This window comes from Klebsiella sp. CB_Kp196, from assembly GCF_040061575.1.
Lineage (GTDB): Bacteria > Pseudomonadota > Gammaproteobacteria > Enterobacterales > Enterobacteriaceae > Klebsiella > Klebsiella michiganensis.
In genome coordinates this window covers 1-18525 of sequence record NZ_JBEAFH010000045.1, presented here as the reverse complement: position 1 = coordinate 18525, position 18525 = coordinate 1, and the positions used below count along the sequence as shown (strand labels likewise).

The 18525-nt window shown below is 54.9% G+C and carries 19 protein-coding genes; 8 read left to right on the top strand and 11 right to left on the bottom strand.

The features are described 5' to 3' along the window. Positions 1 to 27: 27 nt before the first annotated feature. Complete coding sequence (locus ABLU87_RS14000; protein WP_122116884.1) at positions 28 to 588, bottom strand: type 1 fimbrial protein; 561 nt, start codon at positions 586 to 588, stop codon at positions 28 to 30. 481 nt (positions 589 to 1069) lie between these two features. Here ABLU87_RS14000 and ABLU87_RS13995 point away from each other — a divergent pair, with 481 nt between their 5' ends. After that, positions 1070 to 1636, top strand: coding sequence for a winged helix-turn-helix domain-containing protein (locus tag ABLU87_RS13995; RefSeq protein ID WP_004097927.1), 567 nt, complete (start codon positions 1070 to 1072; stop codon positions 1634 to 1636). Positions 1637 to 1797: 161 nt separating this feature from the next. On the opposite strand, the gene epmB is transcribed toward ABLU87_RS13995, so the two are convergent. After that, entirely contained in the window at positions 1798 to 2826 is a 1029-nt protein-coding gene (epmB, locus tag ABLU87_RS13990; RefSeq protein WP_032695144.1) for an EF-P beta-lysylation protein EpmB, read from the bottom strand. A gap of 42 nt (positions 2827 to 2868) precedes the next feature. On the opposite strand from epmB, the gene efp reads away from it, so the two are divergent. From efp to sugE, 4 genes are all read left to right on the top strand, one after another. Beyond that, entirely contained in the window at positions 2869 to 3435 is a 567-nt protein-coding gene (gene efp, locus ABLU87_RS13985; RefSeq protein WP_004097931.1) for an elongation factor P, read from the top strand. A 69-nt stretch (positions 3436 to 3504) separates the two neighbouring features. Continuing rightward, positions 3505 to 3636, top strand: a complete 132-nt coding sequence (locus ABLU87_RS13980; protein WP_025107643.1) for an entericidin A/B family lipoprotein — start codon at positions 3505 to 3507, stop codon at positions 3634 to 3636. A gap of 162 nt (positions 3637 to 3798) precedes the next feature. Then, positions 3799 to 3945 carry a lipoprotein toxin entericidin B gene (ecnB, locus tag ABLU87_RS13975; protein ID WP_004097935.1) on the top strand — a complete coding sequence of 49 codons (147 nt, stop codon included), beginning with the start codon at positions 3799 to 3801 and terminating at the stop codon, positions 3943 to 3945. A 140-nt stretch (positions 3946 to 4085) separates the two neighbouring features. Beyond that, positions 4086 to 4403 (top strand): quaternary ammonium compound efflux SMR transporter SugE, encoded by a 318-nt coding sequence (sugE, locus tag ABLU87_RS13970; protein ID WP_014227609.1) that lies wholly within the window; start codon positions 4086 to 4088, stop codon positions 4401 to 4403. On the opposite strand, the gene ABLU87_RS13965 is transcribed toward sugE, so the two are convergent. The 5 genes from ABLU87_RS13965 to frdA form a co-directional block, all read right to left on the bottom strand. Further along, positions 4400 to 4930 carry a lipocalin family protein gene (locus ABLU87_RS13965; protein ID WP_025107642.1) on the bottom strand — a complete coding sequence of 177 codons (531 nt, stop codon included), beginning with the start codon at positions 4928 to 4930 and terminating at the stop codon, positions 4400 to 4402. The genes sugE and ABLU87_RS13965 overlap by 4 nt on opposite strands. A 140-nt stretch (positions 4931 to 5070) precedes the next feature. Beyond that, a complete protein-coding gene (gene frdD, locus ABLU87_RS13960) occupies positions 5071 to 5430 on the bottom strand; it encodes a fumarate reductase subunit FrdD (RefSeq protein WP_004097938.1) in 360 nt (119 codons plus the stop codon). 10 nt (positions 5431 to 5440) lie between these two features. Next, positions 5441 to 5836, bottom strand: a complete 396-nt coding sequence (gene frdC, locus ABLU87_RS13955) for a fumarate reductase subunit FrdC (RefSeq protein WP_004097939.1) — start codon at positions 5834 to 5836, stop codon at positions 5441 to 5443. A gap of 10 nt (positions 5837 to 5846) precedes the next feature. Next, positions 5847 to 6581, bottom strand: a complete 735-nt coding sequence (locus ABLU87_RS13950) for a succinate dehydrogenase/fumarate reductase iron-sulfur subunit (RefSeq protein WP_004097940.1) — start codon at positions 6579 to 6581, stop codon at positions 5847 to 5849. Beyond that, positions 6574 to 8364: a fumarate reductase (quinol) flavoprotein subunit gene (gene frdA / locus ABLU87_RS13945; RefSeq protein ID WP_025107641.1), complete on the bottom strand. Its 1791-nt coding sequence runs from the start codon at positions 8362 to 8364 to the stop codon at positions 6574 to 6576. Before frdA ends, ABLU87_RS13950 begins: the two co-directional genes overlap by 8 nt. Positions 8365 to 8639: 275 nt before the next feature. Between frdA and epmA the strand changes: the two genes are divergently transcribed. Further along, entirely contained in the window at positions 8640 to 9617 is a 978-nt protein-coding gene (epmA, locus tag ABLU87_RS13940; protein WP_025107640.1) for an elongation factor P--(R)-beta-lysine ligase, read from the top strand. Between the two features lie 151 nt (positions 9618 to 9768). Beyond that, on the top strand, positions 9769 to 11271 hold the full coding sequence (gene yjeM / locus ABLU87_RS13935) for a glutamate/gamma-aminobutyrate family transporter YjeM (protein ID WP_032695146.1): 1503 nt from the start codon (positions 9769 to 9771) through the stop codon (positions 11269 to 11271). A gap of 36 nt (positions 11272 to 11307) precedes the next feature. Here the strand turns inward: yjeM and mscM are convergent, their stop codons facing one another. The 3 genes from mscM to rsgA form a co-directional block, all read right to left on the bottom strand. Further along, positions 11308 to 14634, bottom strand: coding sequence for a miniconductance mechanosensitive channel MscM (gene mscM, locus ABLU87_RS13930; protein WP_049082936.1), 3327 nt, complete (start codon positions 14632 to 14634; stop codon positions 11308 to 11310). A 21-nt stretch (positions 14635 to 14655) separates the two neighbouring features. Then, positions 14656 to 15618 (bottom strand): archaetidylserine decarboxylase, encoded by a 963-nt coding sequence (gene asd / locus ABLU87_RS13925; RefSeq protein ID WP_048262026.1) that lies wholly within the window; start codon positions 15616 to 15618, stop codon positions 14656 to 14658. Between the two features lie 94 nt (positions 15619 to 15712). Beyond that, the gene (rsgA, locus tag ABLU87_RS13920; protein ID WP_004097952.1) at positions 15713 to 16774 is read right to left on the bottom strand and encodes a small ribosomal subunit biogenesis GTPase RsgA; all 1062 of its coding nucleotides are present in this window, start codon (positions 16772 to 16774) and stop codon (positions 15713 to 15715) included. Positions 16775 to 16868: 94 nt separating this feature from the next. On the opposite strand from rsgA, the gene orn reads away from it, so the two are divergent. Next, the gene (gene orn, locus ABLU87_RS13915; RefSeq protein WP_122116885.1) at positions 16869 to 17414 is read left to right on the top strand and encodes an oligoribonuclease; all 546 of its coding nucleotides are present in this window, start codon (positions 16869 to 16871) and stop codon (positions 17412 to 17414) included. Between the two features lie 40 nt (positions 17415 to 17454). Here orn and ABLU87_RS13910 read toward each other — a convergent pair whose 3' ends face one another. Next, positions 17455 to 18186 carry an arginine ABC transporter substrate-binding protein gene (locus ABLU87_RS13910; RefSeq protein ID WP_122116886.1) on the bottom strand — a complete coding sequence of 244 codons (732 nt, stop codon included), beginning with the start codon at positions 18184 to 18186 and terminating at the stop codon, positions 17455 to 17457. Between the last annotated feature and the right edge of the window lie 339 nt (positions 18187 to 18525).

Here is an 18525-nt window from a genome sequence, read left to right as displayed (position 1 = left end):
TACCTCAGGTAAACCCCGGCATGCTTATTAGTAGCTAATAGTAAAGATTGCTACACCCTTAACTGCACCATCGGTAACGCCATTTGCGGTTTTAACGTATGCGGCTTTATAACGCAGATAAGAAGGCGTACCCGCAGTATATGCAATAACCTTAGGCGTAGTGCCGGTGAAGCTTACGCGAGTTCCATCGGTATTAACCACGGTAACCGCAGCGTTAGTCGCCGGGCTGGCCGCGGAGTTGGTCAGCACGTCATCCTGGCCGCTGATATAGTCGCCTGTTACGGTGACGTTGATATTGCCACTAAAGTCTTTAGCGCCTTTCTGGCAGTCTTCGATTTTGTACTCAATATCTTTTGCTGTAGACATATACGGTGCGTTGACAGCCAGGGCCTCCAGCACGGATGCTTTTACATCATCCAGCGTTAAAGATCCGCCTGAAATCATCGCGGACGGCGTTACGTTACAGGATTCGCCGGTGTCGGTTACGTTGCCCAGAATAGTCAGATTAGAACTGTTTCCTGCCGCAAAAGCCTGGGCACTCAGAACTGCTGAAGCAGCGACCATTACAGCTACAATTGTTTTTTTCATTTATTTAATCCATATAGAGATACTAAAGTCCTGAATAGCGTCATGGCGTGGATGTTAATTAGTATGAATAGTAATAACTAGCATTCCGCTATGCTGCCTGAGCGCTATCGTTATCTTTCTCCTGCCGCCACTATTGTACAAATCAGCGCGTATTGTGCCGGAGCGGTAACAAATCTAAGTGCAGGGTAGATAAAATGCATGTGAATTCTGCTTGAATTTAAAGCTTGTTTATTGAAGGTTGCAAATTCACAAGTAGACTTCGTAGATAATAATGAGCGTATCTGGAACGTATAGTTGTAAATCAGTCTTCCATTTGGTTCAAATATCATGATAATATTATCTTTGCTCTGGGAGGAGCGGGAATTTATCCTTGAAATTATCTAATCTGGCAGGCTAAAAGGGATGTGTTGTGTTTGCTAAAGGTGAATTTGAATTTAATTCATCTTTGTTTCATATGGAATGGTGAGAGAGGATTGGGATTATGATATTCAATGAATATATCATTAATAATGAAGTTATTTTTAATGTAAATATGAATGAGCTACAGCCTGTAGGAGAGAATGGGGACAGCGTGACCCTCAATGTGCCAACGGCACGCTGCCTGCAACTTTTGCTCGAAAGCAACGGGAAGATTATATCCAGGGAGGAGTTTCTGGATATAGTGTGGAAAAATAGAGGGATTGTTGTTTCTCAGAATACGTTCTATCAGAACATTTCCTTGCTAAGAAAATCATTACTGAAAGCAGGATTATCGCAAGATATTATTGTCACAGTAAGGCAGCGGGGATTTGTTCTCGCCGCAGGATCAAATATCGCGTCATTCTTCCGAACGGACGAAAAAGAGCCAGAAAACCCTGAAAATGTGCAGATCACCGCGAGCACATCTTCGCCTCCGGTTGAGAACAATGTGACTCATAATTTAGCCATTCAGGAAGATGCGCAAAAAAGTTTCAATGACAATAAAGCAACAGAGTTCAAATTACCAAAGTGGATTTTACCCCTGCTATTGGTTATGACCGCAGCAAACATTCTTTCTCTTTTCTTGTAGCTTTAATGAATGGGTTAACAGCTTGCTTTTATATTTGCTTTTACTTTCTTTCAGAAAGGATAACGGCTGGTTTTACGAAAATGATTAAGCAGTAGTATTTATATACCAGTGAGTAATAGCAAATAGGCAGTCTGCCTGGCCATGCCCGGCAGACGGATTGACTATTGCTGCTTTAACCCCAAGTCGAGGGGCGTCTTGCTGGGTTCCCCGCCGATTTCCCGCGCAAGTTTTGGTACTAAATAGCCGGACACCAGCGTCAGCAATTCGCGCACGATCGCTCTGGCCTCTTCGTCACTGACCATAAAATGCGCCGCTCCCTGCACTTTGTCTAACACATGCAGATAATAAGGCATGACGCCGGCGTCGAATAGCGCGTTGCTCAGGTCGGCAAGCGTGTTGGCGTTATCATTTACGCCGCGCAGCAGCACGCTTTGATTCAATAAGGTCACGCCAGCCATACGCAGTTTTTTCATGGACGCACGAAACGCCGCATCAATCTCGTTGGCGTGGTTAACGTGGTTTACCAGCAGTACCTGTAACGATGATGCAGCAATACGGGCAACCAGCGTATCAGTTATACGCGCAGGAATCACAATGGGCAGCCGGCTGTGAATACGCAGGCGCTTGATGTGCGGAATAGATTCCAGCTGCGTCAATAGCCAGTCGAGTTCATGATCCTTGGCCATAAGCGGATCGCCGCCGGAAAAAATGATCTCATCCAGCTGTGGATGTGCCGAAATGTACTCCAGGGCCTGCTGCCAGTTACGCTTATTGCCCTGGTTTTCAGCATAGGGGAAGTGACGACGGAAGCAATAACGACAATTTACCGCGCAGCCGCCTTTCACCAGCAGTAGCGCACGGTTGCTGTATTTATGCAGCAGACCGGGTACCACGCTATGCTGTTCTTCCAGCGGATCGGTAGAGAATCCTGGGGCATTAATAAACTCTTCCTGGGAGGTAAGTACCTGACGTAGAAGAGGATCGTTGGGATTGCCTGGCTCCATACGGGCAATAAACGCCCGCGGAACACGCAGTGCGAACAGGCGCTTAGCATCACGTCCTGCCAATAGATTCGCATCTGCGTCTACATTTAAAAGATGCAGCAGTTCATCAGGACTGGTCACAACATCGGCAAGTTGCGTTAACCAATCTTCTCTGGATGGGGTATTTAGGGTTACAATATGCGCCATTTTGTGGCTTAGCTACCAATTAACAAAATTTCAGAGGGCCTTATGGCGACTTACTATAGCAACGATTTTCGTGCCGGTCTTAAAATCATGATGGACGGCGAACCTTATGCCGTTGAAGCCAGTGAATTCGTTAAACCCGGCAAAGGCCAGGCTTTCGCGCGCGTTAAGCTGCGCCGCCTGTTGACCGGTACTCGCGTTGAGAAAACCTTCAAGTCTACCGATTCTGCTGAAGGTGCGGACGTTGTCGATATGAACCTGACTTACCTGTATAACGACGGTGAGTTCTGGCACTTTATGAACAACTCTACCTTCGAACAGCTGGCCGCTGATGCTAAAGCCGTTGGCGATAACGCTAAGTGGCTGCTGGATCAGGCTGAATGCATCGTGACCCTGTGGAACGGTCAGCCTATTTCCGTCACCCCGCCAAACTTTGTTGAGCTGGAAATAGTTGAAACCGATCCAGGCCTGAAAGGCGATACTGCGGGTACCGGCGGCAAGCCTGCAACGCTGTCCACTGGCGCAGTGGTTAAAGTTCCTCTGTTCGTACAGATTGGCGAAGTCATCAAAGTCGATACTCGTTCTGGCGAATACGTCTCCCGCGTGAAGTAATTCAGGCGGCGAAAGAGTTGGCGCAGCGCCATGCTGCGCCTCTACAGGTTGAAACCGCAGGCAAGGAAGATGAGTCCTACACTGAAACTGTTGCTACTGTTATTGCTGAGCGGTTCTCTGCTTGCCGGGTGCAATACGGCTCGCGGCGTGGGCGAGGATATCCAGAGCCTGGGTCATGCTATTTCTCACGCGGTCAGCTAATCTTATTTCATCAGGCAATTCTTATTCATATACTCACGCTCTATCTGATTCACTTTCTTCACTTCTTTTTCTCTTAAAAATCGTCTCGCTTCCCTCATCCTGGACCAGTTTGTCTATGCTTATAGAGCACGATAACTAAAACTGGTTAATAAGGATGACATTATGGTAAAAAAAGCGATTGCAGCGTTCTTTACGGTTTTGGCACTTTCCTCTGTACTGACCGCATGTAACACCACGCGCGGTGTAGGTCAGGATATTTCAGAAGGCGGTAGCGCGATTTCGGGCGCCGCGACCAAAGCTCAGCAATAGACCATGGCGGTACGGCCGTTGGTCGTACCGTTCTTCCTCACCGTTGCCACGTCGTGTATAATTCCTGCGGAATATCATCTACCTTACGGGACGGCCTGTAAGCGTTTCACATCTGGGGACGGCCCCATCAAAGGAGCCATATGTCCTGGTTTATTCTGTTTATCGCGGGTCTGCTGGAAGTCGTCTGGGCTGTCGGCCTGAAATATACCCATGGGTTTAGCCGCCTGGTGCCAAGCGTGATAACGATTGCCGCCATGGTCATCAGCATGGCGCTGTTGTCGTGGGCGATGAAAACGCTACCCGTGGGGACGGCTTACGCCGTTTGGACCGGAATTGGCGCGGTCGGCGCAGCCGTGACGGGGATTATCCTGCTAGGCGAATCCGCCAGCCCGATGCGCATTGCCAGCCTGGCGTGTATTGTGATTGGTATCATTGGCTTGAAAATGAGCGCGCATTAATACTGCTGATTGACCCACAGCAGTTTGCTGACGTCGAATCCCTGCCGGGTAGCGATATCCAGCATCTGCTGCTTCACTTCTGGCGGGATTTTCGGCGCTCGCGCCAGTAGCCAGAGATAATCCCGGTCAGGTCCGCAAACCAGCGCGTAGCGATAATCCTTGTCCAGCGCAATCACGTTATAGCCGCCATAGAAGGGGCCGAAAAACGACACTTTCAGCGCGGCTCGCGTGGGCTCCCCGGTAAAGTAAGCCACGCCGTCGGTTTTCTGCCACATCCCCCGGTCGGGGTTGTATCCCTTATTGACCACGTCCAGCCCACCATCGTCGCGCAGGCTATAGGTTGCGGTAACTTTTTCTAAACCGCTCTCAAAATGGTGATCGAAGCGGGCAATCTCATACCAGGTGCCAAGATAGCGTTGAGGGTTGAACGGACTGACCACGGTTACGCCAGAAGGTGGCGTCGGCGCGCTGCAGGCTACAAGCAGAAATGAAGCGGCAACAACCGCAATAACGGGTAGCAGACGCATAATGTTTTCCTTGCCAGTTTTAAGCTAAGTGTAGATTCAGGCAGGAAAAATGCGGCAGAATTTTCTTGAGAAGCGAGCCCGGTAACATAATGCTACCGGGCTTATCGCCGAGGAGGTAAAAGCGGCCTCCGGCGAGCGCTTTAGATGAACAATATGCCGACCAGAGTGACGACGGTCAGAATCGCCGCGAGGCCGTAGAAGACCCACTTACCGTTGGGTACGTGAATTTTCAAATCATGCATCGCATGGTGAATACGGTGAAGTCCACACCATAGCGGCAGCACAATCATCAGGAAAATGAATGCGCGGCCAATAAAGCTATGGGCGAAAGCCAGCACGCGTTCGTAGCTGAAGGCGTCCGCGGGCGCCAGTCCGAGCGGCAGCATAATACCCACCAGCAGCACGATAACGGGGGCGACAATCGCTCCCCACATGCCGCCAGCGCCAAACAGCCCCCAGAATACCGGTTCATCAGAACGTTTTGGTTTGGGATTAATCATTCCAGCCTCCTTACCAGAACAGCGCGACAAACAGGATCACCACGGTGACGACCGCAGTGACGACCCAAAGCCCCTTAATAACCGGCTCTGGCCCCATTTTCTCGCCTTTAAGGATAATATTGGCAGCTTTCGGTGCCAGCTCAAACCAGGTTTTGGTATGCAGCAGCGCGGCTGCAAGCGTGATCAGGTTCAGGATCACGACAATCGGATTTTGCAGAAAACCGATATACCCGGCCCAGCTCTCCGCGCCGTGCTTCAGTGCGAACAATCCGTAAATCAGCACGATGCTGAACCAGACCGTGGGTACCGCTGTTCCCTCACGCAGCATATAGAAGCGATAAAACGGCAGCTTTTTCCACCAGGTGGACGGCATCGGCCGCACGTAGGGTTTGCGTTTAGTCGTCATACTGCACTCCTTAGCGTGGTTTCAGGGTGGCGATAAGAAAGTCTTTCGAGCTTTCTACCTTGCCCTGCTGGATCGCGGCCGCCGGGTCGACGTGTTTCGGGCAGACTTCGGAGCAGTAGCCCACGAATGTACATGTCCAGACGCCATTCTGGCCGTTAAGCTGCGCCATACGTTCCTTTTTACCGTGGTCGCGGCTGTCTTCGTTGTAGCGATGGGCGAGGGTGATCGCCGCCGGGCCGATAAACTCCGGATTAAGACCAAACTGCGGGCAGGCCGCGTAGCACAGGCCGCAGTTAATGCAGCCGGAGAACTGGTGGTACTTGGCCATTTGCGCCGGGGTCTGGGTGTTAGGCCCCTGATCGGGCGTGCGCGGGTTACCAATGATGTACGGCTTAATCGCTTCCAGGCTTTCAATAAAGTGGGTCATATCGACCACCAGATCGCGCTCAATCGGGAAGTTAGCCAGCGCCTCGACTTTAATGCCTTTGGTGTATTCGCGCAGGAAGGTTTTGCAGGCCAGTTTTGGCACCTTGTTCACCATCATGCCGCAGGAACCGCAAATCGCCATGCGGCAGGACCAGCGGTAGCTGAGGTCCGGCGCGAGGTTGTCTTTGATATAGCCCAGCGCATCAAGCAGCGAGGTTTGCTCATCATAGGGAACTTCATAGAAAGCGCTGTGCGGTGCGATGTCCACTTCCGGGTTGTAGCGCACCACTTCGACTTTCATGTTTTTCATCTCAGCCATTCGTCGTCTCCTTCTTCTCGGCTGCTTCCGCTTCCGCACCGTACACGCGTTTTGCCGGCGGCAGAGTGGTGATTTTCACATCACTGTACTCCAGACTGGTGTGACCATCGGCATCGCGGAAGGCGAGGGTATGCTTGAGGAAGTTGACGTCGTCGCGCTCGGTGCAGCCTTCATCCAGGCGCTGATGCGCGCCGCGGGACTCTTTACGCGCGAGGGCGGAATGCGCCATACATTCGGCGACGTTCAGACCATGGCCCAGTTCGATGGTGTACAGCAGGTCGGTATTGAACACGCTGGACGTGTCGGTGATCCGCACGCGCTTGAAGCGCTCCTGCAGCTCGGCGAGCTTATCGACCGTTTTCTGCATGAGCTCCGGCGTACGGTAGATGCCGCAGCCTTCTTCCATCGACAGACCCATTTCGTCGCGAATCTTCGCCCAGTTCTCGTTACCTTCCTGATTAACCAGATCTTTCAGGCGCTTCTCGATATCGACGACCTGCGCGTCCAGCGCGGCGCTATTGGCTTCGCCCGCTTCGGTTGCGCGCTGCATGGCCTGCTCACCGGCCAGACGACCAAAGACCACCAGCTCCGCCAGGGAGTTGGAGCCAAGGCGGTTGGCGCCGTGCAGACCCACAGAAGAACACTCGCCAACGGCAAACAGCCCTTTGATACGGGTTTCACACTGCTGGTCGGTTTCGATCCCGCCCATGGTGTAGTGTGCGGTTGGACGCACCGGAATCGGCTCTTTTACCGGATCGACGCCAACGTAGGCTTTCGAGAGTTCACAGATAAACGGCAGACGTTCAAGCAGCTTTTTCTCACCCAAATGGCGCAGATCGAGATAGACCACATCGCCTCGCGGCGTAGGGATCGTGTTGCCCTTGCGCCATTCGTGCCAGAAAGCCTGGGAGACTTTATCGCGCGGACCCAGCTCCATATATTTATTTTTCGGTTCGCCCAGCGGGGTTTCCGGACCCATGCCGTAATCCTGCAGGTAGCGGTAGCCGTTCTTGTTGACCAGAATACCGCCTTCGCCGCGGCAGCCTTCCGTCATCAGAATACCGGAGCCCGGCAGGCCGGTGGGGTGATACTGCACGAACTCCATATCGCGCAGCGGTACGCCGTGGCTGAGCGCCATACCCATCCCGTCGCCGGTGACGATACCGCCGTTGGTATTGTAGCGATACACGCGTCCAGCGCCGCCGGTAGCCAGAACTACCGCGTTGGCGCGGATCTGCACCAGCGTACCTTCCATCATATTCATCGCGACCAGACCGCGAGCCTGCCCATCATCGACCAGAATATCCAGAACAAAATGTTCGTCGAAGCGTTGGATTTGCGGGAATTGAAGCGAGGTCTGGAACAGGGTGTGCAGCATATGAAAGCCGGTTTTATCGGCAGCGAACCAGGTTCGTTCGATCTTCATACCGCCGAATCGCCGGACGTTGACGCTGCCGTCCGGGCGGCGGCTCCACGGGCATCCCCACTGTTCGAGCTGGGTCATTTCCGTCGGGCAGTGATGAACGAAGTAGTCAACGACGTCCTGCTCACATAGCCAGTCGCCGCCGGCAACGGTGTCGTGAAAATGGTACTCGAAGCTATCATGATCCTGCGCGACGGCAGCGGAACCCCCTTCAGCAGCAACGGTATGGCTGCGCATAGGATAGACTTTTGAAATTAGAGCGATTTTTGCATTTGGATTAGCTTGCGCGGCGGCTATTGCGGCGCGAAGACCTGCTCCGCCTGCGCCTATTACGGCAAGATCGGCTTGAAAAGTTTGCACGACATTCCTCCAGTTTTTGTTTATTTCGCCGCCGGGCTGGCGAAAACGTATCACTGCTCCTTTATAGGTAAGGAGTATAGCCGTAGGGTTATGAGGGAAAATTGACGTGTTCGATTTTTTTATCGTTCTGTGCGGTCGTTTATCTCATTGCTTTATGTTTTTGGGTTATCAATAAATTAAGTGTATGTAACGCGTTTACGTATTCGCACAAAATTTGTTTCATCCGCCAGTTACGAGTAGACTTCGTGCCCTTGTTTCAAATCGGAGAACGTACCATGAGCGAAACGGCAACCTGGCAGCCGAGCGCATCCATTCCAAATCTATTAAAACGTGCAGCGGTCATGGCGGAAATTCGCCGTTTCTTTACCGACCGCGGCGTGCTGGAGGTGGAGACGCCCTGCATGAGTCAGGCGACGGTGACGGATATTCATATGGTCCCGTTTGAGACGCGTTTCGTCGGTCCTGGTCATTCTCAGGGGCTGAACCTGTACCTGATGACCAGCCCGGAGTATCACATGAAGCGCCTGCTGGCGGCCGGCTGCGGCCCGGTCTTTCAGCTGTGCCGTAGCTTCCGCAATGAAGAGATGGGGCGCCACCATAACCCGGAATTCACCATGCTGGAGTGGTATCGTCCGTGCTATGACATGTACCGGCTGATCAATGAAGTGGACGATCTGCTCCAGCAGGTCCTCGACTGCCAGCCAGCCGAAAGCCTCTCCTATCAGCAAGCCTTCCAGCGTCATCTGGAAATCGATCCGCTGTCGGCGGATAAAACGCAGCTGCGTGAAGTGGCGGCGAAGCTGGATCTGAGCAATATCGCCGATACGGAAGAGGACCGGGATACGCTGCTTCAGCTACTTTTTACCATGGGCGTCGAGCCGCACATCGGTAAAGATCGTCCGACGTTTATTTATCACTTCCCGGCAAGCCAGGCGTCGCTGGCGCAAATCAGCACCGAAGATCACCGCGTGGCGGAACGTTTCGAGGTCTATTACAAAGGCATTGAGCTGGCGAACGGTTTTCATGAGCTGACCGATGCGCGCGAACAGCAGCAGCGTTTTGAGCAGGATAACCGCAAGCGCGCCGCTCGCGGCCTGCCGCAGCAGCCAATCGATCGTCATCTGCTGGCCGCTCTCGAAGCCGGGCTGCCGGATTGTTCCGGCGTGGCGCTGGGCGTTGACCGCGTCGTGATGCTGGCCCTGGGGGCAGAAAGCATCGGTGAGGTTCTCTCTTTCACCGTCGACCGCGCCTGATCCTCTCTCAGCTTCCCTTTCGATGATGGAAGGGAAGCCCGCCTTTTAGCCCTAATACCCACAAGAACCGTTTGGGTTTTTGCTACTATCCGCGCTCATTTTTTTTGGCTATCCGGCATCCTCTGCCGCGATACCGCGTTTGGATAGATTTATGCACCAGCAAATAAAGAAGATGAGCCTGATTGGGCTGATATTAATGATCTTCACCTCGGTATTTGGTTTTGCAAACAGCCCCTCTGCGTTCTACCTGATGGGCTACAGCGCGATGCCGTTTTATCTCTTCTCCGCTCTGTTTTTCTTTATCCCTTTTGCGCTAATGATGGCGGAGATGGGAGCGGCCTATCGTAAGGAGGAGGGCGGGATCTATTCATGGATGAATCATAGCGTCGGCCCGCGCTTTGCGTTTATGGGGGCCTTTATGTGGTTTTCATCCTATGTGGTCTGGATGGTCAGCACGGCGGCTAAAATTTGGGTGCCGTTTTCCACATTCTTATTCGGCGCGGATAAAACGCAATCCTGGGCGCTGGCCGGACTGACCTCCACGCAAACGGTCGGTATTCTTGCCGCGTGCTGGATGCTGCTGGTGACCTTTGTCGCGGTAAAAGGCATGCACAAAATCGCCAAAATTACCGCCGTCGGCGGGATCGCGGTCATGGGCCTTAATCTGGTCCTGCTGCTGGTGAGCCTGGTGATTTTACTGCTCAACGGCGGCCATTTTGCCCAACCATTGGATTTCACGGCCTCGCCTAATCCAGGCTATCAGTCCGGTCTGGCGATGCTATCTTTCGTGGTTTTTGCCATCTTTGCCTACGGCGGAATCGAAGCGGTTGGCGGTCTGGTGGATAAAACCGAGCAGCCGGAAAAGAATTTTGCCAAAGGCATTGTTATCGCGGCGGTCGTCATTTCTGTTGGCTATTCGCTGGCGATTGTTCTGTGGGGCGTGAGCGCCAACTGGCAGCAGGTATTGAGCAACCCTTCCACGAACCTCGGTAATATCACCTACGTGCTGATGACCCGCCTTGGCGCCACCCTGGCTAATGCGATGCATCTGCCGCCCGCCGTCGCCGCCCTGAGCGGATTATGGTTTGCCAGAATCACCGGACTCGCCATGTTCCTCGCTTATACCGGCGCTTTCTTTACCCTGAGCTACTCGCCGTTAAAGGCGATTATTCAGGGCACGCCAAAAGCGCTCTGGCCTTCAGCAATGACGCGAATTAACGCTAACGGTATGCCGGCGAACGCCATGTGGTGGCAGTGCCTGCTGGTGAGCGTGTTTATTCTGCTGGTTTCCTTTGGGGGCGATACCGCGTCGGCGTTTTATAACAAACTGACGCTGATGGCGAATGTCTCTATGACGCTGCCGTATCTGTTTTTAACGCTGGCATTTCCTTTTTTTAAGGCGAAGCAGGATCTCGATCGCCCCTTTGTGATTTTTAAACACCGCGGCTCGACGCTGCTGGCGACCGCCGTTGTGGTACTGGTGGTGGCATTTGCCAATATCTTTACCGTGATTGAGCCGGTGATGGAAGCGGGTGACTGGAGCAGCGCGCTGTGGATGGTCGGCGGACCGGCTTTCTTTTCGCTGCTGGCGTTGGGGATCTATGAGAATTACCGCCGGCGTACGGCGGTGCAGCTGATGGTCCAGGAGAGCTAAAACGCTGGCCTTGCCTGCGTTCAGGCAAGGCCGTTCTTACAGGCTGCCGGGCGTGCGGCTGGTTTTCCCTGCCGAGGTCAGCGCCCTGCTGCTTTTTCTGCCATCGATGCTCTCCAGGCGCATCTGGAACGGCGGGAACGGCATATCAATACCGTGCTCGCGGAATCCGGCCAGAATCAGCTGGTGCATCTCGTGGCGCAGCGGCATCCGGTGACCCATTTCGGCGGCGTAGATACGCAGCTCGAAAATCTGGATCCCCTGCTGCAGATCAACGAGGAACGCTTCCGGCGCCGGGGTATCGATAACCAATGAACAGCGGTGCGCGGCATTTAACAGGATCTGCGCCACCTCTTCGGTATCGGCATCTACCGGAGCAGGCACCGTTAGCACCACGCGGGTCACGGAATCCGACAGCGACCAGTTGATGAACTGTTCGGTGATGAACGCCTTGTTCGGTACGATAATCTCTTTACGGTCCCAGTCGCTGATGGTGGTGGCGCGGGTATTAATACGCGTCACGCTGCCGGTGAGATCGCGAATGGTGACCGTATCGCCAATGCGGATCGGTTTCTCAAACAGGATAATCAGGCCCGAGATAAAGTTGGCGAAGATCTCCTGCAGGCCAAAACCGAGACCCACACCGAGCGCGGCAATAAGCCACTGCAGCTTGGACCACTCAATCCCAATCATCGAGAAGCCGACCAGACCGCCGATCAGCATCAGCAGATACTTAGTGATGGTGGTGATGGCGTAGCCGGTTCCCGGCGTCAGTTCCAGATGCTGGAGGATGGCCAGCTCCAGCAGCGCGGGCAGGTTGCGCACCAGCTGGGTAGTAATAATCAGCACCAGGATGGCTATCAGCACCGCGCCGAGGGTAATCGGCTCCAGGCTCTCAACGCCCTGTACCGTGGAGGTGACGTCCCACAGCGAGATATTCTCCAGGAAGCCAAACGCGGAGTGGATTTCTGACCACAGCACGATAACCGACACCAGCGCGATCAGCATCAGCAGGGAGCGCACCAGACGCAACGACTGGGTACTGATGGCATCAAGATCGACCTCGCTGACCTCAGCTTCCATCGAACCTTCCGGGCTGCTGGTATGCTGGACTTCCTCTTCGCCGCGGGCGCGCTGGGCGAGGATCTCCGCCCGGCGGTGCTTCGCGCGATCGAACGCCAGGCGGCGCCGCTGGATCAGCATCCAGCGGCGTATGATGTGATAAACCACCAGCAGCAGGAACCAGATGGCGACCGAGGTTTCAAGCCTGGCGAGCAGCGCCTGCGACGTGGCGAGATAGCCGATCGCCGCCGCCAGCATCGCTATCAGCGGCGCGCCGAGCAGCATATTCCACAGCAGCCGGTTCAGCATATTGTCGCCGCTGCCTTCTTTGTCGAGATACAGCGGAATGCCGGCGCGTTTCAGGCTCAGGGTCACCATCGCCAGCGCGCCGCAAATCAGCATAAAGCAGAGGCGGCCCAGCGAGGCGGAGAACTCGCGATCGTTGAGGTTATCGAAAGTAATCAGCGCCATAATCAGCGGCACGATCAGCCCGATGCTCATCAGGTAGTAGCGCATCGCTTTGCTGACGCGGCTGCGCGGCCAGCCAAAGTGGGCGATAAACAGGCCGTTAGGGCGGGCGAACGTGGCGCAAATCATCACGACCCACAGCAGCGGTACCGTGGCGGTGACGCTATCGCCAATCGCCACGGCCAGCGGGAAAGGCCAGGCGGCCTGCAGGCCATAGCCCAGCGTCATCCACAGCACCGGCAGCGGCGAGGCCACCAGTATGGACCAGAACACCGTGCGCAGGGTGAGCCAGAAGTGATCCTGCGTAACCTTACCGACGCGCGCGCTGGAGCGCTCAAGGAAGCTGGTGAAATGGCGGCGTGAGCTAATACTGAACCCCACCAGAATGAGCGCGACGAAGAGCGGCAGCAGGGTCTCTTTACTGGTCAGCATCATCATGCTGGCCTTACCGAGCTGGCTCATGGTATCGAGCGAGATCAGGCGGCGGAGATCCTGAACGATCTCCAGCGGCCATGAGAAGCCGATTGGGCTGACGTCCGAGGTCCAGAACAGATAGCGGTGGGTCGCTTCGTTGATCTCTTTAAGCGCATCCTCTAGCTGACCGTTGGCGACCTTCAGCTTGGTCAGTTCGAGCATAAGCGTATCGCCGCCGCGCAGCAGGGAGTTGAGCAGCTCGGTCTGCGTGCGCATCTGGGCCTGCAGAATACGGTTCTGTTCCGCGGTGAGCGGTTCACCGCTGGCCTGACGAATTTGTCTTAGCTGCGGCTGTTTGCCGAGCTGATCTTCATAGCGTAAACGCTGCACGCGCAGCTGCGCCATTTCGGTATCCAACTGCTGCGGCCGCGGGATTTCCGGCAGCCGCGCCACCTGCGCGCGCAGGGCTTCGCCAAGCAGATTGGAAGAGCCCAGCCACTGGGACTGCTCGCGCAGGGTGTTTAACGCCTGACGCACCTGGAGGGTCTGATTGGTCGCCTGGCGCTGCTGCGAGGCGATCAAATCCATCCGCTGCGCCTGCTGGTTGAGCGCCTGCGACAGCTCGCGGTTAACTTTAAACTGCGCCACGATATCCGGCGGCAGATTTTCGCTGTTTTCCGCCAGCAGTTCGGTGCTTTCCAGCGCTTTCTCCGCCTCGCGCTGCCGTTGGTTATTGAGCTGATTTCTCAGCGCCTGTAGCCAGGCGTCGAGCTGCTCGCTCTCTTTCTGCGCCAGCTCGGATCGCAACCGTGAGAGCTCCTGGCGGTTATTGGCGGAAAGCTGCGCCAGATCCAGCTCATCGACCAGCGCTTTCAGCCGCGCGGACTCCGCCTGCAGACCAAGATTTTGCGCCTGTGCCAGCGGGGTATTGCTGCTTTGCGCGCCGACCCGGCGTTCAACCTCATTCAGCTGGCGGCGGGCATCGCTCTGCTGCTGCGGCAGCTGGTTGAGGGAGTCGGCGATGTCGCGGGCGCGATCCTGCTCCTGCTGGGCTTTACGACTGGCTTCCAGCAGCTGGCTGCTGACCTGGAGAATCTCCTGGTTCAGGGCATCGGAGGAGAGTGTAGTGGAGACCTGGCGCGGCTCATCGCTGAGATTGTTGAGCTGCGCGCGCAGGTTTTGCGACAGTTTGGGGAAGTTATCGATAACGTCCTGGTACTGGCGGGCGCGCTCAAGGGAAGCATTACGCTCCTCAAGGGCGTTCAGGGCAGATTGCAGAACTTCAACGGTTTCAGGCTGGGCGGGCTTTGCCGCCTTCGCCTGTTCCAGCTCCTGGGCTATCTGTTTAGCATCCGGGGCTGTCGCTGCGTACGCCCCAAAACTGAGGCACCAGGCCAACAGGAAAGTGTATATCAGGCGCACGGCGTAACCTTTTTTCAGGAATTAACCTTCGTCTTGTTTATCGTCAACCAGCGGGCTGGCGGCGTGTTCAGCGCGGACTTCTTCTTCCGCTAGCGGCGCGGGCTCTACCGGCGCCGCGGCTTCAGGCGCGAGCGCCAGCGGCTGGCCTATTTTGGTCACCGACAGGCTTTGTAACTGCTCAACCAGCTTCACCTGGCCCGGAGCAAACAGGTTAATCACCGTGGAGCCCAGCTTAAAGCGGCCCATCTCCTGGCCTTTCAGCAGGGCGACGGAGCCTTCGCTATCGCCAGCAGGCCAGGTCCAGCGCTTAATGATGCCTTCGCGCGGCGGCGTGACGGTACCGGACCACACGGTTTCGATGCTGCCGACGATGGTGGCGCCGACGAGGATTTGCACCATAGGGCCAAACTCAGTATCGAACAGGCAGATGACGCGCTCGTTGCGGGCAAAAAGATTCGGCACGTTTTGCGCGGTCAGATGGTTTACGGAAAACAGATCCCCCGGCACGTAGATCATTTCGCGCAGAATACCGTTGCACGGCATATGCACGCGGTGGTAATCGCGCGGCGAAAGATAGGTGGTAACGAAGCTACCGTTACGGAACAGGTCAGCCATCTGGTAGTTACCGGCCAGCAGCGCTTCCAGGCTGTAGTTATGGCCTTTAGCCTGCAAAATTTTGTCGTCTTCAATGGCGCCCAGTTGGCTGATGACGCCGTCGGCGGGCATTACCAGCACGCTCGGGTCGGTGTTTAACGGACGGACGTCGTCGCGCAGCGGGCGAACGAAGAAGTCGTTAAAGGTACGGTAGCTGGCGGTGTCAGGCTTTTGCGCCTCTTTCATATCGACCTTGTAATATTTCACGAACAGATCGATGACCAGTTTTGTCAGCCAGCCTGCTCGTTTGCGTGCACCCCAGCCTGCGAGGCGGGTGAGCCACAGTTTAGGCAGAATGTATTGCAGTGAAAGTTTAAGATCGTTTAACAAGGTAGCCTCCAGGCCATTATTTGTCGTTCCTGGCCCCGCGGAGCAGCGGAGCCTGAAAAAAGGGGGACGATTCTAACGATGCTCAGCTTAAATGTCAGTCATCGGTTGATGAAAAGCTTTTACGCGTTTTTACCTGTACCTGCGCCATGCTTTCCAGAATGCGATGGTAGTTTTCAAACCGGCTTTCGGCGATTTCGCCTTTCTCCACCGCTTCGCGAATGGCGCAGCCCGGGTCATTGTCGTGTTTGCAGTCGCGGTATTTGCACCGGCCTAAATAATCATGGAATTCGACAAAGCCGTGGGTGATTTGTTCCGCGTCGAGATGCCACAGGCCGAACTCGCGTACGCCAGGCGAGTCAATCACATCGCCGCCGTGCGGGAAGTGGTACAGGCGCGCGGCCGTGGTGGTGTGCTGCCCCAGTCCGGAGACATCCGAAACGTCATTGGTGAGGATTTGGTCATCATGCAGGCCCAGCAGCGCGTTCAGCAGGCTGGATTTGCCTACCCCTGACTGCCCGGCAAAGATACTGATACGATCGGTGAGCGCCTCTTCAAGCGGCTTCAGGCCATCCTGCGTGCGGCTGGAGACCATCAGTACGCGGTAACCAATATGGCGATAGATGTCCATTTGCTCGTTGACGAAGTCCATGCTCGCCTGATCCAGCAGGTCGATCTTATTGAGCACGATCAGCGGCTCAACGTTCAGCGTTTCGCAGGCCACGAGGTAGCGGTCGATAATATTCGGAGAAAGCTCAGGCAAGATCGCGGAAACAATGACAATCTGATTGATATTGGCGGCGATGGGTTTGACGCCGTCGTAGAAATCCGGACGCGTCAGTACGGAGGTCCGTTCATGGACGGCCTCGACGATGCCCTTGACGTTGACGCCGTCAGCTTCGCTTTTGCCAGGCCGCCAGACCACGCGATCGCCGGTGACCAGCGAACGGATAGTGCGGCGTATGTTGCAACGGTGGACGCTACCGTCGGCGGATTCGACATCGGCATGCATGCCAAAGCGGCTAATGACGGTCCCTTCGGATTTCTCACCGAACAGGTTGTCATCAAAATCGGCCTTCTCCGAAGTCGTTTTCAGGCGGCGCTGGTGGTTGGCCTTCACGCGGCGCTGTTGGCCTTTGGAGAGTTTATTTTTACTCAATCGAACTGGCTCCTGGTCGCCCTGTACGGGCAAAACCTCTATGATACACGCTATTTTAGATGAATATAGTGACGTAAGAAGGGTGGAAAATAACATGAGTGCAGATGAAAACAACCTGATTTGGATCGATCTTGAAATGACGGGGCTGGATCCGGAGCGCGATCGCATCATCGAAATCGCCACCCTGGTGACCGACGCGAATCTGAACATTCTGGCGGAAGGGCCGACCATTGCGGTGCACCAGTCAGACGCGCAGCTGGCGTTGATGGACGAGTGGAACGTGCGTACCCATACCGGCAGCGGGCTGGTGGAGCGGGTGAAGGCGAGTACCCAGGGCGATCGTGAAGCCGAACTGGCGACTATCGAATTCCTCAAAAAGTGGGTACCGGCAGGTAAGTCGCCGATCTGCGGCAATAGCATCGGCCAGGATCGCCGCTTCTTGTTTAAATATATGCCTGAGCTGGAAGCGTATTTCCACTACCGTTATCTGGACGTCAGCACGCTGAAAGAGCTGGCTCGTCGCTGGAGGCCGGAAATTCTCGACGGCTTTAAGAAACAAGGAACCCATCAGGCGATGGACGATATTCGCGAATCGGTCGCGGAACTGGCCTACTATCGCGAACACTTTATTAAGCTTTAACGCCCGTGCCGGGGCCAACACTCCCCGGTCATACCCCCGACTATTTAAACCACTTCAGTTCCATGGCCTGGAACTCCGGCGAGGCTTTTACGACATCCAGAGCGGCATTGATGTTATTCAGCAGCTCAGGATCGTCTTTACGTACCGCAATGGCGTACTGCTTACCGTAGTAGCCGGGATCCGTGGCGCGTTCGTCCATCATGGCGTAGTCGGGGTTATCCTGGAGCCATTTCGTTAACGTCTCCTGATCGCCCATCACGCCGCTAATCACGCCTTCTTTCAGCGCGCTCAGGGCGCTTTCGTCGCTGTCGTAAGGCACCGCATGCACGGCTTTTTGTTTGTCCCGCAGATAGTGCTGATGAAGGGTGCCTTTCACGACGCCGATTTTTTTATCCTTCAGATCGGCAAAGGTATGGGCGGCGTCTTTCGCTGTGACAACTACGCAGGACAGCGCCTGACGATAGGGATGGCTGAACGCAACCTGCTTTTCTCGCATCGGAATCACTTCGATACCGGCAATCACGGCGTCGAATTTCTTAAAGCGCAGCGCCGGGATGAGGGTATCGAACCCCTGGGGAGTGAATTTGCATTCGACCTGCATCTGCCTGCACAGCGCGTTGGCCAGGTCGATATCAAAACCCGTGGGCTGATTTTTACCATTGACGGTTTCATACGGCGGATTGGCCGTCGTTGTCCCAAAATGTAGCGTTGTTGCCGATGCTGTTCCTGTGGCAAGCGTGGCCAGCAGCAGGACGGTAAGCGCTTTTTTCATTTTATTTCCCTGGTTGTCATCGTTGTTGACCGTCAGCGGGCGATATCCGCCTATAAACTTGAGCGATTTTGCGCCTTTAGCGGGCCCGGAAAAAGTGATTTTGCCGCATTTGCTGGTTATTTAGACAATTCAGGCCGGTGTGTGGTGATAAAGTGGTCACTTAAACCAAAAACGAAAAAAATTGCGCTCAGGGGGGTTGCAGGTAAATCGAATTCTCGTATAATGCGCCTCCCGTGACGAAGCAGAAATGCAAATCACGACGCCATAGAAATATGGCCAGAAGTATGCGGGAATAGCTCAGTTGGTAGAGCACGACCTTGCCAAGGTCGGGGTCGCGAG

Excerpts from the sequence above, each read along its gene's own strand:
- ABLU87_RS13980 (WP_025107643.1), top strand. The coding sequence starts at position 3,505 with ATGAGTCCTACACTGAAACTGTTGCTACTGTTATTGCTGAGCGGTTCT.
- yjeM (WP_032695146.1), top strand. The coding sequence starts at position 9,769 with ATGCACCAGCAAATAAAGAAGATGAGCCTGATTGGGCTGATATTAATG.
- ecnB (WP_004097935.1), top strand. The coding sequence starts at position 3,799 with ATGGTAAAAAAAGCGATTGCAGCGTTCTTTACGGTTTTGGCACTTTCC.
- ABLU87_RS13995 (WP_004097927.1), top strand. The coding sequence starts at position 1,070 with ATGATATTCAATGAATATATCATTAATAATGAAGTTATTTTTAATGTA.
- ABLU87_RS14000 (WP_122116884.1), bottom strand. The coding sequence starts at position 588 with ATGAAAAAAACAATTGTAGCTGTAATGGTCGCTGCTTCAGCAGTTCTG.
- epmA (WP_025107640.1), top strand. The coding sequence starts at position 8,640 with ATGAGCGAAACGGCAACCTGGCAGCCGAGCGCATCCATTCCAAATCTA.
- orn (WP_122116885.1), top strand. The coding sequence starts at position 16,869 with ATGAGTGCAGATGAAAACAACCTGATTTGGATCGATCTTGAAATGACG.
- ABLU87_RS13950 (WP_004097940.1), bottom strand. The coding sequence starts at position 6,581 with ATGGCTGAGATGAAAAACATGAAAGTCGAAGTGGTGCGCTACAACCCG.
- ABLU87_RS13965 (WP_025107642.1), bottom strand. The coding sequence starts at position 4,930 with ATGCGTCTGCTACCCGTTATTGCGGTTGTTGCCGCTTCATTTCTGCTT.
- frdD (WP_004097938.1), bottom strand. The coding sequence starts at position 5,430 with ATGATTAATCCCAAACCAAAACGTTCTGATGAACCGGTATTCTGGGGG.
- epmB (WP_032695144.1), bottom strand. The coding sequence starts at position 2,826 with ATGGCGCATATTGTAACCCTAAATACCCCATCCAGAGAAGATTGGTTA.
- sugE (WP_014227609.1), top strand. The coding sequence starts at position 4,086 with ATGTCCTGGTTTATTCTGTTTATCGCGGGTCTGCTGGAAGTCGTCTGG.
- efp (WP_004097931.1), top strand. The coding sequence starts at position 2,869 with ATGGCGACTTACTATAGCAACGATTTTCGTGCCGGTCTTAAAATCATG.
- ABLU87_RS13910 (WP_122116886.1), bottom strand. The coding sequence starts at position 18,186 with ATGAAAAAAGCGCTTACCGTCCTGCTGCTGGCCACGCTTGCCACAGGA.
- frdC (WP_004097939.1), bottom strand. The coding sequence starts at position 5,836 with ATGACGACTAAACGCAAACCCTACGTGCGGCCGATGCCGTCCACCTGG.